At 67.0% G+C, this 14,716-nt stretch carries 11 protein-coding genes and 1 pseudogene; all 12 read right to left on the reverse strand.

Features of this window, described 5'->3' with window-relative positions:
- Window positions 1-96: 96 nt before the first annotated feature.
- Complete coding sequence (locus SJY12_RS07185) at window positions 97-600, reverse strand: YbjN domain-containing protein (protein ID WP_063506248.1); 504 nt, start codon at window positions 598-600, stop codon at window positions 97-99.
- A gap of 149 nt (window positions 601-749) precedes the next feature.
- On the reverse strand, window positions 750-2,429 hold the full coding sequence (locus tag SJY12_RS07190) for an SPOR domain-containing protein (protein WP_397504908.1): 1,680 nt from the start codon (window positions 2,427-2,429) through the stop codon (window positions 750-752).
- A 47-nt stretch (window positions 2,430-2,476) separates the two neighbouring features.
- Window positions 2,477-4,270, reverse strand: coding sequence for a cell division protein FtsZ (gene ftsZ / locus SJY12_RS07195; protein WP_397504909.1), 1,794 nt, complete (start codon window positions 4,268-4,270; stop codon window positions 2,477-2,479).
- A 134-nt stretch (window positions 4,271-4,404) separates the two neighbouring features.
- Entirely contained in the window at window positions 4,405-5,691 is a 1,287-nt protein-coding gene (gene ftsA, locus SJY12_RS07200; protein WP_050600734.1) for a cell division protein FtsA, read from the reverse strand.
- Between the two features lie 90 nt (window positions 5,692-5,781).
- Window positions 5,782-6,624: pseudogene (locus SJY12_RS07205) on the reverse strand (cell division protein FtsQ/DivIB); the annotation flags it as partial.
- A complete protein-coding gene (locus SJY12_RS07210) occupies window positions 6,593-7,567 on the reverse strand; it encodes a D-alanine--D-alanine ligase (protein ID WP_397504910.1) in 975 nt (324 codons plus the stop codon). The gene SJY12_RS07210 and the pseudogene SJY12_RS07205, both read right to left, overlap by 32 nt.
- Entirely contained in the window at window positions 7,564-8,481 is a 918-nt protein-coding gene (gene murB, locus SJY12_RS07215; RefSeq protein ID WP_397504911.1) for a UDP-N-acetylmuramate dehydrogenase, read from the reverse strand. Before murB ends, SJY12_RS07210 begins: the two co-directional genes overlap by 4 nt.
- On the reverse strand, window positions 8,478-9,902 hold the full coding sequence (gene murC, locus SJY12_RS07220) for a UDP-N-acetylmuramate--L-alanine ligase (protein ID WP_050600737.1): 1,425 nt from the start codon (window positions 9,900-9,902) through the stop codon (window positions 8,478-8,480). Before murC ends, murB begins: the two co-directional genes overlap by 4 nt.
- Entirely contained in the window at window positions 9,899-11,095 is a 1,197-nt protein-coding gene (murG, locus tag SJY12_RS07225) for an undecaprenyldiphospho-muramoylpentapeptide beta-N-acetylglucosaminyltransferase (RefSeq protein ID WP_050600738.1), read from the reverse strand. The genes murC and murG overlap by 4 nt, the downstream gene beginning before the upstream one ends.
- On the reverse strand, window positions 11,092-12,348 hold the full coding sequence (locus tag SJY12_RS07230; protein ID WP_397504912.1) for an FtsW/RodA/SpoVE family cell cycle protein: 1,257 nt from the start codon (window positions 12,346-12,348) through the stop codon (window positions 11,092-11,094). Before SJY12_RS07230 ends, murG begins: the two co-directional genes overlap by 4 nt.
- A 5-nt stretch (window positions 12,349-12,353) precedes the next feature.
- Window positions 12,354-13,649: a UDP-N-acetylmuramoyl-L-alanine--D-glutamate ligase gene (gene murD / locus SJY12_RS07235; RefSeq protein ID WP_397504913.1), complete on the reverse strand. Its 1,296-nt coding sequence runs from the start codon at window positions 13,647-13,649 to the stop codon at window positions 12,354-12,356.
- Window positions 13,646-14,716, reverse strand: coding sequence for a phospho-N-acetylmuramoyl-pentapeptide-transferase (gene mraY, locus SJY12_RS07240; RefSeq protein ID WP_050600740.1), 1,071 nt, complete (start codon window positions 14,714-14,716; stop codon window positions 13,646-13,648). The genes murD and mraY overlap by 4 nt, the downstream gene beginning before the upstream one ends.

Consider the following 14,716-nt stretch of genomic DNA (forward strand, 5'->3'; position numbering starts at 1 on the left):
GCTGCTCCTGGGAGGAATATCGGCACTTTGGCGCGCGATTTCAAGCGAAACCGGAATTCGCACGGCTAATTCGGATTAACCCTGAACCCCAGCGCCTTACGCCTCCCCGGCGGCATCCACCATTGCCGCTTCGAGCGCTTCAGCCGGCGTGCGTCCGCCCCACAGCACGAACTGGAACGCCGGGTAGAACCGGTCGCATTCCTCGACCGCGATTTCGACCAGGGCCTGCGCCTGGTCGAGACTGAGCATGCCGTCGTCGCCCAGCATCGTGCCATTGCGGTAGAGCAGCACGCCGCCATTCGACCAGATGTCGAAATGGCCAAGCCACATCTGCTCGTTCACCAGGCTGACCAGCTCCTGCGCCTGCGTGCGCTTGTCCTTGCCGATGCGGATGTCGGGCAGGCAGAGGATTTGGAGGACGAGGTCCTCGGGGCGCCAGATGCCGCGCAGCTGGTAATTGGTCCAGCTTCCCTGGATCTCGCCGCACAGCTCGTTCGCCGTCGTCTCGCATGGCCAGCCGCGCGCCCGGAACAGCGCAGCCAGCATGTCGAGCGGCGCTGCGTCCTGATCCGTGTCGTAGCGCTCTTCCGCTGCCCTCATCGAAGCTGTCCCGTGGCCGTCATGGGTACGGAATGCAGAACCGGGACCCGGCTTGGCAATCCGCGCGGCGATCCACGCTGGGGAGAACCGTTAACGCCTGTGCAAAGCCTGTGAACAAGCCGGCACGGCGCGTTAACCGCGCGGGTTTGTCACAGCGGTTCGACCGCTTCGCCCTCGGCGCTGGTGAAGGGGAAGGAGTCGACGCCTATCTTCTTCAGTTCGTTGACCATTTCTCGAGCCTCGGCGGCGCTATCGTAGGGGCCGGACAGCAGGCGGTTGGCTTCGACCCAGGGAGTCACGAAGGGTCCGGTGCCGTCGAGCTTGCCCTCGGCGCTGCGGGTTATGCGGCGCCAGTCGAACTTGAGTGCGGCGCGGTCCTTGCCGGTGGCCACCTGAACCCAGTGGCGCGCGGGATGCGCGGGGGGCGGTGGCGGCTTGGGCCTGACCTTTTCGCGCGGGATGGCGATGCGCGTGATATCGACCGCGCCGGTCGCAGACGGAGGCGGAGCCCGCGGCGCGAGCGTGAAGCCGTCGAAGGCATCCTCGATCGATGTGCCCGCCGCTGCGCCCGCGCTGGCGGTGCCCGAAGCCAGTGACGCTGAGGCGGTTGCCGTGTCCACCGGCTGCGCGGATGCCGTCGGATCGACGCGCGCGATGACAGTGGGCTCGGGCCGGTCGGATCGTGCGGGTACGGGGTCGTCCGGCACGGCAGCGACTATCCGGGGGCCTGCCGGCGGGTCGGCCGGCTCCGGCGCGGCCGCCTGCCGTGCGGAAGGCGCTGCGAGCGACGGCGCGGGCGTCCCTGGGGCCGGAACAGGGTTCGATGTCGGGGCCGGGGTCGCGGCGGATGCTTCTGCAGGAGCGGCGACGTCCGTGTCCTGCGGCAGCCGATCGGCCGGCTCGGGAGGCATACTGCCCGCACCCGGTCGCGCCGGTTGACCGCGTGCCGGAGCCGGAGTTTCGGCCCCTGCACTTGCGGTACCCTGAGCCTGCGGCGCGGCCGCCGGTGCCGCCTGGGCCAGCTGCGCCGGGCGGGGTGCATAGGCGGCGATCGCCGCTTCGTCGGTGCCGATGCTGGAGGTGCGCGGAAACACGCCGAGATTGCCCGCGGCGGCCTGCTGCGCGCGGGTCAGGCGGGGCATGTAATCGAGATAGGCAGCCATCCGCGCGCCAAGCCCTGCAGGCAGCACGGTGTTGGCAATATCCTTCGCCTCTTCCGCATTGCCGAGCACCGCAAGGCCGAAAGCGCGCGTGCGGAACGCGGGGACATCGCCGTCGCGAAGCAGCGGCAAAAGCGTGGCTTCGAACGCTTCACGGTCGCCCGAGATCGCTTGGCTGAGCGCCAGCCGGCGCACTGTTTCCGCACCCGCACCATTGTCCAGTGCCAGACGGTAAAGCTGCTGCGCGCTGGCCGCATCGCCGACGAGATCGAAGGCCAGCCCGCGATCCTGCGCCATCCGCGTATCGGGCACCCCTGCCCGCTCGGCCTCGGCGAACAGGCGCAGCGCTTCGATCGGGCGGTGCGAGCGCGTATAGGCGCGCGCCAGACCGACGCTGGTGCGCGGATTGCCGGGCGACAATTCGTTCGCACGCCCGAAAAAGCCGATCGCCGCATCGATATCGTCCAGCTCGAGCGCGGCCTCTCCGGCATCAAGCAGCGCGGTCACATCCTGCGAATTACGTGCCAGCCGCGACAGCGCATCGCTCAGTTTTTGCTCCCCCGCACCCGGCAGGGGCTGCACGATCTCGCGCTGGGCCGACGCAGGTGCGCCCTGCACCGCCATGGCAAGCAGTACAGTGGCAGCAGCAAGACGCCGGGTCGAAATCATGTCCTATCCTTTGCAGCGCGGGCGTTAACCCGCGCTGAAACGGCCGCTTACTGGTTGTTCTGGCGTCCGAGGAAACGCGGGATGTTCAACCCGCCGCCATTGCCGCTGTCGGCATCGTCGTCCTCGTCTTCCTCTTCGCTGGTACTGGCACCGCGCGAGAGATTGGCCATGCGCTCGAACAGCGTGTTGCCGGGCAGCGATCCCGACCCCGACCCCGCGCCAGCGCCGCTGGCGGGAGCACTCGGCGCGGCCGGTGCCGGGCTGTCACCCGGCACGATCGGCTGGCGGCGGACCGGCTTGCTCGCCAGCGGGCTGGCGCCCTGATCGTCGCCCAGTTCGAATTCGTCCTGCGACGCAGACGGCTCGCGCATGTCGCCCGAAAGGTCGAGCGGAGCGCGGCCAGCGGACTCACCCGCCTGCCCCTGCGCGGCGTCCGAACCCTGCCCGCCTGCAGCGGGCGCGCCGGTGTCATCGTCGCTGTCGAAACGTTCGGTCTGTTCGTTGCGCAGCCCGGCCAGCGGGTCGACGATATCGTCGACATCGTCATAACCATCTTCGTCGCGCTCCGCCGAGGAACCCGATGTCGCGGGCGACAACCCGAACGGGCGCGGCGCGTCGTCCTCTTCGGCTTCGTCGGTCAGGTCAAGCGCATCGGCATCGTCCGCATCGGCATGCGGAGACGCCTGCGACTGCGATTGCGGGGCCGGGTCGAAACCGCGCGGCGCTTCCGGTTCGGGATCGGCGGAAAGACCTTCGTTGAGTTCGAACGGCTCGTCTTCGGCTTCGCTTTCGCTTGGCAGGTCGAGCACCGGACGCCGCGGCGCGCTGCTTTCGCGCGGGGCGAAGCTGCTCATGGGGGCAGCGGCAACCGAACCGTCGGGCTCGATCCCGGTGGCGACGACCGACACACGGATCTTGCCCTCGAGATCGGGATTGAACGCCGAACCCCAGATGATGTTGGCGTCTTCGTCGACCAGTTCGCGAATATGGTTGGCCGCCTCGTCGACTTCGAGCAGCTTCATGTCCTCGCCGCCGATGATCGAGATGATGACGCCCTTGGCCCCGGCCATGCTCACACCGTCGAGCAGCGGGTTGGCGATCGCGTGCTCGGCCGCTTCGAGCGCGCGGTTGTCACCCTCGCCTTCGCCGGTGCCCATCATCGCCTTGCCCATCTCGCTCATCACCGAACGCACGTCCGCGAAGTCGAGATTGATCAGGCCCGGCATGACCATCAGGTCGGTGATCGAGCGAACGCCCTGCTGCAGCACTTCGTCGGCGAGCTGGAACGCTTCCTTGAAGGTGGTTTCCGCCTTGGCGACCAGGAACAGGTTCTGGTTGGGAATGACGATCAGCGTGTCGACATGCTTCTGCAGCTCGTCGATACCCGCTTCGGCCGCGCGCATGCGGCGCGTCCCTTCGAACAGGAACGGCTTGGTAACCACGCCCACGGTGAGCACGCCGCGCTTGCGCGCCGCCTCGGCGATGACCGGGGCCGCACCGGTGCCGGTGCCGCCGCCCATGCCCGCCGCGATGAACACCATGTTCACCCCGTCGAGCGCGTCCTCGATATCCTGCACGGTTTCCTCGGCTGCGGCCTTGCCCACTTCGGGGCGGGCGCCTGCGCCGAGCCCGCCGGTGATATCCGGACCGAGCTGGATGCGCTTTTCGGAAGGGGACGTGCTGAGCGCCTGCGCATCGGTGTTGGCGACGATGAAATCGACGCCTTCGATCTTCGCTTCCATCATGTTGGCGATGGCGTTGCCGCCCGCACCGCCGACGCCGACGACCATGATCTTGGGACGAAGATCGTCGTCCGATGCCGGTCCGATATTGATACTCATCAAGAGTCCCCTGGGTATTCGAAAGTCACGTGCTGGCTTTATGTCACAACACTGGCACAAAGCGAATCGCAGATCGAAGCCGCGCCAGCCTTATCCACAAGGCCTAAAGGCGGAATCCGGCTCCGCATCAAGCCTCAGAAGTACTCACGCACCGCTTGAAAAACACGGTTGACCAGACCCATGCCCCGATAACGCTTGGTCGGCTGGTAGCGCGGCCCGACCGAACGGATATCGACGGGATCGTCGGCGGCGTAGAGGCACAGCCCCGCGAGCGTGGCAAAACCCGGCGTCGCGTGCGCTTCGGGGAGGCCCTGCAGGACCGGCGGCTTGCCGATCCGCACCGGCCGGCCAAGCGCGCCCTGCATGAATTCTGCGACCCCGTGCAGTTCGGCCCCGCCGCCGGTCAGCACGACCTGCCCGCCCTGCGCGCCGGTGAAGCCCATGCTCTTGAGCGCCTTGCCGATCTCGGCGGTGGCGATGCCCAGCCGGTCGGTGACGATCGCGACCAGTTCGGCGCGCGCGATGCGATTGTGTTCGTCCGCCCCGCGCGCCAGCGGTCCGCCCGGTTCTTCGCCCGGGCCATTGACCGGGATCATCTCGCGGTGGTCGGTCGGGGTGGCGATCGCCGAGCCCGAAACGCATTTGAGCCGTTCGGCCTGGCTGCGGCGAATGCCGAGCGAGGACGCGATGGCATCGGTGATGTCGTTCGACCCGATGGGGATCGACTTGAGCCCCAGCAGCATGCCCGCCGCATGCACCGAGACATTGGTGACCTGCGCGCCGATTTCGACCAGCGCGACGCCGAGGTCGCGTTCTTCGCCGGTCAGGCACGCATGCGCGGCGGCCAGCGGACTTGCGACGACGCCTTCGACATCGAGATGCGCGGTCTGCACCGCCTCGATCAGATTGCGCACCGGCGCGCCTTCGGCCAGCGTCACATGGACGTCGACGCCCAGCGCCTCGGCGTGCAGCCCCTTGGGATTGGCGACGCCGTGCGCACCGTCGAGCGTGTAATGCGCCGGCTGCGCATGCAGCACCATCCGCCCGTCGGGATGCAGATGATCGCGCGCGGCGTAGAGGAGGTGTTCGATATCGTCCTCTTCGATCCGGCGTCCGCCGATGGCGATCTCGACGCTGGAAATCCTGCTCGACAGCCCGGCGCCCGCGCAGCCGATCCACACGCTCTGGATCGAGGTGTTGGCGTTGGCCTCGGCCTTTTCCACCGCGGTGCGGATGGCGTGGCTCGCCGTGCGCATGTCGGTGACATAGCCGCGCTTGATCCCGTCGCTCGCCCGGTGGCTCGAACCCAGCACGATCATGGCGCCGTCTTCGGCCTGCCCCATGATCATCGCGGAAACGCGGAAGGACCCGATGTTCACCGCGCCGAAGACGCGGGTGATGCGGGGCTGCTGGGTCGCCATCAGTCGCTCCTGCCATTGAGCGACATTCTGCTTCGGGCACGGCCCGTCGTCGCAGCGCAGATAGGCGCGGTCGGGCACGCGCATGTCGATGGCGATGGGCTTCCCGCCGATCAGCCGGTGCATCCCGTCGAGCTGGGCAAACTTGACCAGCGCGGGGGCGCCGAGGTCACCTTCGGGCAGCGCCAGGAGCTGGCCCGAATTGAAGGTCAGGTTCCAGCGGCGATTGCCGACCCATTCGGCCGAGGCGATCTGCGGCTTGAGCGCGGGCGCGGCATCGAGCAGGCGGCCCAGCTCCTGGACCTGGCGCGCGGCTCCGGGCCCTTCGATCAGCAGCTTGCCTTCGGCCTCCTTCGCGCTCACCGGTTCGAGCTCGTGGCCCTGCGGGTCGATCAGCATCAGCCGGTCGGGCTTGCGCAGCACCGCGTGCGGGACGCGCTCGACGATATTGATCTTGAGCGTATCGGGCAACTGGCGCGAGACGCGCGCATCGGCGACCCACGGCAGTTCGAGCAGCCGTTCGCGTACTTGGGCGAGGTCGACCAGCGGCATCGGGCGGTCCTGCTCCGCCAGCACGCGTTCGTAAACGAGTTGCTCGTTCATCCGCTCGACGCCCGATACCTGCACGCGGCTGACCTCGAAGCCCGACCGCGAAGCCGATTTCGCCAGTTCGGTCCGCGCCAGTTCGGGAACGCCCGCGAAGCTGGCAATGGTCCAGGCGATGCCCAGCCCCGCCGCCACGATGACGGTCAGGAAAAACCTGTGCCACTGCTCTTCGGAAAAGGGCAGCGCCGCCATCACCCGGTCGAGCAGGCCGCTGGTGTGCTTTCGCGCGGCATGCGCCTTCTGGCTGCGATTGCGCGCCGCGGCGGACCGGCGCACGCCGGTCGGCTTGCGCCTGACCTTAGCCATCGCCGCCGCCCGCCGTACCGGCATGGTCGCGCAGCGCGGCGGCCACGATCAGTTCGCACAATTCGCCATATTCGATGCCCGCGAAGCGCGCCTGTTCGGGCACCAGGCTGAGCGGGGTCATCCCCGGCTGCGTGTTGGTTTCGAGGATGAACAGCCCGTCCTCGCCCTGTTCCTCGTCCCAGCGGAAATCGGTCCGGCTGGTGCCCTTGCAGCCCAGCACCCGGTGCGCCTTCAGCGCGTATTCGAGGCACAGGTCGGTAATCGCCTGCGGGATATCGGCGGGGCACATGTGATCGGTCCGCCCGTCGGTATATTTGGCGTCGAAATCGTAGAACCCGCTCTTGGGTTTCAGCTCGGTCACTGCGAGCGCGCGCGGACCATCGGCGAAATCGACGACCGCACTGGTCATCTCGCGGCCCTTGATGAAGGGCTCGGCAAGCAGTTGCGCGAAGTCCTGCCACGGCCCCTTGGCGGTGCGCGCGATGGGATTGCCGTAATCGCCATCATCGGTGACGATCGCCACCCCGACCGAGCTGCCTTCGTTGACGGGCTTCAGCACATAGGGCCGCGGCAGCGGATCGCGCTCGTGCAGATCGGCGCTCCTGACGATCCGCCCGCCAGGCATCGGGATCCCCTGCGGCACCAGCGCCTGCTTGGTCAGCTGCTTGTCGATCGCGATCACCGACGTGGCTAGGCCCGAATGCGTATAGGGTACGCCCATCAAATCGAGCATGCCCTGCACCGTGCCGTCTTCGCCGGGCACGCCGTGCAATGCGTTGAACACGACATCGGGCGCGGCCTCGGCAATGCGTGCCGCGACCTGCCGGTCCATGTCGATGCGCGTGACCCGGTGGCCGCGCTCCGCGAGCGCCTTGGCGATGCCCTCGCCCGACATCAGACTGACGGGGCGTTCATTGGCCCAGCCGCCCATCAGCACGGCGATATGGAGCTTGGGTAGTTCGGTCATGACCTGTCCTGCTGCCGCCCGACGCGCTGGATTTCCCATTCGAGTTCGACCCCCGAATGCGCGTGGACACGGCGCTTCACTTCTTCACCCAGCGCTTCGATATCAGCGCTGGTCGCATCATCCACATTGATGAGGAAATTGGTGTGTTTTTCGCTGACCTGCGCGCCGCCCAGGCGCAGGCCGCGGCAGCCGGCGGCATCGACCAGTTCCCACGCCTTCTGGCCGGGAGGGTTCTTGAAGGTCGACCCCCCCGTCCGGGTGCGCAGCGGCTGCGAATTCTCGCGCGCATCGCCGATTGCGTCCATCTTCGCGCCGATTTCGGCCGGGTCGCCCGGCTGCCCCTGGAAACGTGCGCCGACCACCACGGCGCCTTCGGGCAGCTGCGAATGGCGATAGCTGTAATGCAGGTCAGCCGCAGCCAGGGTGACCAGCGCGCCATCGGGCATCACGACATCGCAATCGATCAGCACATCGGCAACCTCGCGGCCGTAGGCGCCGCCGTTCATCCGCACGAAGCCGCCCACCGTCCCGGGAATGCCGCGCATGAATTCGACCCCGGCAATGCCCGCATCGCGGGCAGTCGATGCCACCAATATGCCATGCGCGCCCGCACCGCAGGAAAGCACGTGCCCGTCCTCGACGTCGATCCCGGCAAAGGGCTTGCCCAGCTTGATCACCACGCCTGCGACCCCGCCATCGCGCACGATGAGATTGGACCCCAGCCCGAGCGCCATCAGCGGCAGGCGCCCGTCCAGCCGCTGGAGGAACAGCTCGAGATCCGCGCGATCGGCCGGCTCGAACAGCCAGTCGGCCGCGCCGCCGGCCTTGAACCACACCAGTTTTGCCAGCGGCGCATCGGGAGTCAGCTTGCCGCGCAGGCCCTGCGTGTCGATCGGGGCAGCCCCTGCGCTCATGCCGAACTGGCCTTGGCAATCCCGTTGGCGAGCCCCGCCGCCCAATAGGTGATATCGCCCGCGCCCAGGCAGACGACGAAATCGCCCGCCGCGAGATCGTCCGCCAGCTTCGCGGCCAGATCGTCCTCGTCCTCAACGCTCTGCACCGCGCGGTGGCCGCGCGCCTTGAGCCCGGCGACCAGCGCCTCGGCATCGGCGCCCTCGATCGGATCCTCGCCCGCCGCATAGACCGGGGTCACATAGACCTGGTCGGCCTCGTTGAAGCAGCTCTGGAATTCATCCATCAGGTCGCGCAGGCGAGTGTAGCGATGCGGCTGGACCACGGCGATGACGCGCCCCGTCCCGGCGCTTTCGCGCGCCGCCCCCAGCACCGCGCGGATTTCGACCGGGTGATGGCCGTAATCGTCGATGATCGTCGCCACGCCCGCGCCGCTGGGCACTTCGCCAACCTTGGTAAAGCGGCGCCGGACACCGCCAAAGGCCGAAAAGCCGTTGCAGATGACCTCGTCGGGGCAGCCCATCTCTATCGCCACCGCAATCGCGGCGAGCGCGTTCTGGACATTGTGGCGACCCGGCATCGGCAGGCGCACGCCTTCGATCCGGCGATCCTCCTGCCCGCGGCGGCGCACGATCACGTCGAACACATTGCCGCCCGCATCGGGGCGGATGTTCACCCCGCAGATATCCGCCTGCAGGTTGAAGCCGTAGGTCACGACATTGCGGTCGCGCACCTTGCCGATCACTGCCTGTACTTCGGGGTGATCGATGCACAGGATCGCCGCGCCATAGAACGGGACGTTATGGATGAACTCGACGAAGGCGTCCTTCACCCCGTCGAAATCGCCGTAATGGTCGAGGTGCTCGGGATCGATATTGGTGACCACCGCGATGGTCCCGTCGAGCCGCAGGAAGCTGCCGTCGCTCTCGTCGGCCTCCACCACCATCCATTCGCTGTCGCCCAGCCGTGCGTTCGAACCATATTGTTCGATGATCCCGCCATTGATCACGGTAGGATCGATCTTGCCGGCATCGAGCAACGCGGCGATCATGCTGGTGGTGGTGGTCTTGCCATGCGTCCCGGCGACCGCGACAGTGGATTTCAGCCGCATCAGTTCGGCCAGCATCTCCGCGCGGCGGACCACGGGAATGCGGTTTTCCAGCGCATAGGCGACTTCGGGATTGGTCCGCTTGACCGCGGTCGAGGTCACGACGACCGCCGCGCTTGCGACGTTTTCGGGGGCGTGGCCGATCACCACTTCGATCCCGCGCTGGCGCAACCGTTCCACGGTCGCGCTTTCCTTCATGTCGGAACCCTGCACGGTGTAGCCGAGATTGTTCATCACCTCGGCAATCCCGGACATGCCGATGCCGCCGATGCCGACGAAATGAACGGTCCCGATATCGGTTGGAACGCCTCTCATTCCGCACTCTCCCGCACTGCACCCTGTCCGGCCGGCAGGCCCTGCGAAGCGCCCCGGGCGTTGTTGCCGCCGACGCGAATTACATCCATCATATCTGCTCCGCCGAAGCTTTCGACGAGATCGGCGAGATCCTCGACCGCGCGCGGACGGCCGCAATTCCAGGCGGCATGCGCCGCGCGGCCGAGCCCTTGCGGGTTGTCCGCCAGCGCCTTGATCTGCTTGGCCAGTTCCTTGGCATTGAAGCGTTCCTGGCGGATCACGCGCGCGCCGCCGGCTTTCGCCAGTTCGCGGGCGTTGGCGGCCTGGTGATCATCGGTCGCGATCGGCAACGGAATGAGGATCGCCGGCCGCCCGACGGCAGTGAGTTCGGCAATGGTCGATGCCCCGGCGCGGCCGATGAACAGATGCGCATCGGCCAGCCGCGCCGACATGTCCTCGAAATAGGTCGCCAGTTCGGCGGGTATGGCATGGTTGCGATACCGCTCGCGCACGGCGTCAAGATCTTCGGGCCGGCATTGCTGGGTGACCTGCAACCGCTGGCGCAGCGCGGGGGGAAGCATCGACAGCCCGTCGGGCACCACTTCGGACAAGACGCGGGCGCCCTGGCTGCCGCCGGTCACCAGCACCCGCAGCAGGCCTTCCTCGCCCAGTGGCGGGAAGGGTTCGTCGCGCAGCGACAATACGCCCGCGCGTACCGGATTGCCGACCAGATGCACTTTCCGGGAATGTTTCGGATCGAGCCGTTCGACTTCGGGATAGGCAGTGGCGATCGCATCGACGTGCCGCGCGAACAACCGGTTCACCCGGCCCAGCACCGCGTTCTGTTCATGCACCACGGTGGGCACGCCCGCGCTCTTCGCCGCCAGCACGGTCGGCAGCGACGGGTAACCGCCGAACCCGACCACCGCGCTCGGCTGGAAACTGTCGAACAGGCGCAGCGCCATGCGCCGGCCCTGCAGCACCGCGCGGATGCCCTTGATCCAGCTCAGCGGGTTCTTGCCGAACCGGCCCGCGGGAATGACATGGGCAGGCAGAAAATCGGGTTTGCCCGGGATTTGCGCGCCGCGCGTATCGGTGATCAGCGCGACGTGATGGCCGCGCCGTTCGAGTTCTGTGGCCAGCGCGAAGGCGGGCAACAAATGTCCGCCCGTCCCCCCGGCGGCAAGGACATAATGGCGGCTGGCACCGGTCATGGGTGGATCTCGCGGTGCGGGGAAGGCGCGGTGTCTTTCATCGGGGCCGTCTGCCCGAAGCCGAGCCTGTCGCCAAGCCCAATGGTCCGGCTTTTCAGGAACGGATTGCGCCGCGTTATCGCCAGCAGCAGACCGACATTGAGGCAGATCGCAATGGTCGACGATCCGCCATAGCTGACCAGCGGCAAGGTCATCCCCTTCGACGGGAAAAGCTGCAGGTTGACCAGGATATTGATGAACGCCTGTCCGCCGAGCAGCGCGATCAGGCCGGCCCCGGCCAGCAGCGCGAACAGGTCCTCTTCGTCGAGCAGGCGCATCAGCACGCGCCCGACAATGGCGAGATAGACCAGCACGATCAGCGCGCAGGCAATCAGGCCGAATTCCTCGCCGATGACGCTGAAGATGTAATCGGTATGCGCTTCGGGCAAGCTCATCTTGCGGATGCCGAGGCCGTAACCCGCGCCCGTCCAGCCGCCCGCCGTCAGCGTGCGTGCCCCCAGATCCACCTGGTCGTAGGCGGTCCCCCCGCCGATGAAGCTGTCGATGCGGTGGCGGGCGTTGTCATAGAGGAAATAGGTCGCGGTCAGCGCAACGATCACGCCGCCGATCACTGCTCCCATCCGCTTCATGTCGATGCCCGACAGGATCATCGCGACGAACCACACGCCTGCAAACAGGATCGTGCCGCCGAAATCGGGCTGCATCATCATCAGCGCGGCGATCAGCGCGACATAGGCGGTGGCGATGCCCGCCACCGGCATGTTGGGATCGCGCATCCGCCACGACAGGATCCAAGCCGTGGCGATGGCGAAGCCGGGCTTGAGGAATTCCGACGGCTGGAACTGCATCCCCAGATTGATCCACCGCCGCGCGCCGTTGATTTCCGCGCCCACCAGCGGGACGAGGAACAGCAGCCCGGTCATGCCCGCGGCCAGCAGCAGCCCGAACCGCCGCGCGCTGTCGCGGGTCAGCATCGACACGCCGAACAGCGTGCCCAGCGCAAGCACCTGCCAGGCAAGGTGGCGGTAGAAGAAATACAGCGGATCGAGCGTCTGGCTGGAAGTGGAGAGACGATCGGCGCTGGCAGGGCTGGCGGCAGCCACCGCGATCGTGCCGAAGCTCATCAGCAGCAGCACAAGCAGCAGCAGCACGCGGTCGATCTCGCGCCACCAGATCTTCAGCTCGGACCAGCGCGACAGCTTGCCCTTGGGCATATGCGCGGGCTGGCGCTTGCCGGGAACGTAGGGCTGCATCGTGTTCACGCCAGCCGCTCCACCAGCGCGCGGAAATGGTTGCCGCGCTTCTCGAAGTCGGCATATTGGTCGAAGCTGGCGCAGGCTGGGCTGAGCAGGACCGTATCGCCCGCCGCGGCCTTCGCAGCGGCACTGGCCACCGCGCGGTCGAGCGTTTCGCACTGCTCGACCGGGACGCGGCCTTCGAGCAGCGCGGCGAAGTCGGGTCCGGCCCTGCCGATGGTATAGGCCGCCTTGACGCGGCCCAACTCGGCCTCGCACTCGCCCAGTCCCGGCTCCTTGCCGAGCCCGCCGACGATCCAGTGAATGTTCTCGAACGCGGCCAGCGCGGGCGCCGAAGCGGCGGTGTTGGTGCCCTTGCTGTCGTTGACATAGGCAACGCCGGAGATTTCCGCGACGCGCTCCATGCGGTGCGGCAGGCCGGGATAGCTCTTGAGCGCGGCGCGGATCTGCGCGGTCGGGATGCCCAGGATATCGCAGGCTTCGATGGCCGCTGCGGCATTTTCGCGGTTGTGCGGACCTTGCAGCGACGGCCACTCGGCCTGCTCGCCCGGCGCGATGCCCCGGTTCTGCAGGACATCCTCGAGAATGCTTGCGATCGAACCTTCGGCGAACTGCCCCAGCACCCGCGCATCGGTGAACCGGGCGATCGCATTCTGGCCGCGCGTCTGCATTGCCAGGAGGCGCGACTTGCTGGCAGCGTATTTGGCGAAATCGCCGTCATAGCGGTCGAGATGGTCGGGGGTAATGTTGAGCAGCACCGCCACGTCGCAAGCGAGCGAATGGGTCAGGTCGATCTGGTAACTCGACAGTTCGAGCACATAGACCCCGCCTTCGGGCAGCGGCTCCTGCTCGAGGATCGGCAGGCCGATATTGCCGCCCATAGTGGCCGGCACGCCCGCCTCTTTCAGCATGTGGTGAACCAGCGCCGTGGTTGTTGACTTGCCATTGGTGCCGGTGATGCCGACGACCTTGTGCCGCGGCAGCGCGGCGCGCGCCTGCGCAAAGAGTTCGATATCGCCGATCACCGGCACGCCGGAACGGTCGGCATGCGGCTTGATCGGATGGGTGTTGAGCGGAACGCCGGGACTGACCACCATTCCCGCATAGCCGGCAAGGTCCGCTTCCAGCGGGTCGGCGACCGCGCAGCGCCCGGCGAAGGCCGCGCGCGCTTCGGCGCGGTCGTCCCACACCAGCACGTCGGCACCCGCCGCCAGCAGCGCTTCGGCCGTGGCCCGGCCGGACCGCGCCAGTCCGAGAACGGCGTATTTCTTGTCCTTCCAGGCGGGCGAAGTGATCATCGTAGCTTGAGCGTCGCGAGCCCCATGAGTGCGAGCACGATGGCGACGATCCAGAAGCGGATCACGACCTTGCTCTCCGACCAGCCGAGCTGTTCGAAATGGTGGTGGATGGGAGCCATGCGGAAGACCCTTTTCCCCGTACGCTTGAACCAGAACACCTGAATGATGACCGACAACGCCTCAAAGACGAACAATCCCCCCACTATTGCCAGTACGACCTCGTGGTGCGTGGCGACGGCGATCGCGCCCAGCGCGCCGCCGAGCGCGAGCGAGCCGGTGTCGCCCATGAACACCGCAGCGGGCGGTGCGTTGAACCACAGAAAGGCGAGCCCCGCGCCCATGATCGCGGCGCAGAAGATCGCCAGTTCCCCCGCGCCCGCCACGTGCGGGATGCCGAGATATTCGGAATAGTCCACGCGGCCGACCAGATAGGCGATCAGCGCAAAGGTGCCTGCCGCGATGATCACCGGCATGGTCGCAAGCCCGTCGAGCCCGTCGGTCAGATTGACCGCATTGCCCGCCCCCACGATCACGAAAGCCGCGAAGACGAAGTAGAAATAGCCCAGTTCGATCCCGAAATCGTTGACGAAGGGGACGTAGAGGAAAGTGTTGATCTGGCCGACGATCAGATAGCTGGCAACGCCTGCGATCGCGAATTCCAGCAGCAATCGGACCTTGCCCGAAACGCCCTTGTGGCTGGCCTTGGAAACCTTGTCGTAATCGTCGAGAAACCCGATCAGCCCGAAGCCCAGCGTGACCGCCAGGCAGGCCCAGATGAACGGATTGCTCAGATCCATCCAGATCAGCACCGCCAGGCTGAGGCTGATCAGGATCATCAGCCCGCCCATGGTCGGCGTGCCGCGCTTGGCGAGGTGGCTCTGCGGGCCATCCTCGCGGATCGGCTGCCCCTTGCCCTGCCGCACGCGCAGCATGTCGATGAACCGCGGACCGATGACGAGACCGATGAACAGGGCGGTCATCAGCGTCGCGCCGGCGCGGAATGTCTGGTACCGCACGAGGTTGAAGACGCCTTCGAAATTCAACCATTCGGCGAGCAAATAAAGCAA

Origin of the sequence: Qipengyuania sp. R86523, assembly GCF_044596365.1 — a bacterium.
Taxonomy (GTDB): Bacteria; Pseudomonadota; Alphaproteobacteria; order Sphingomonadales; family Sphingomonadaceae; genus Qipengyuania; species Qipengyuania citrea.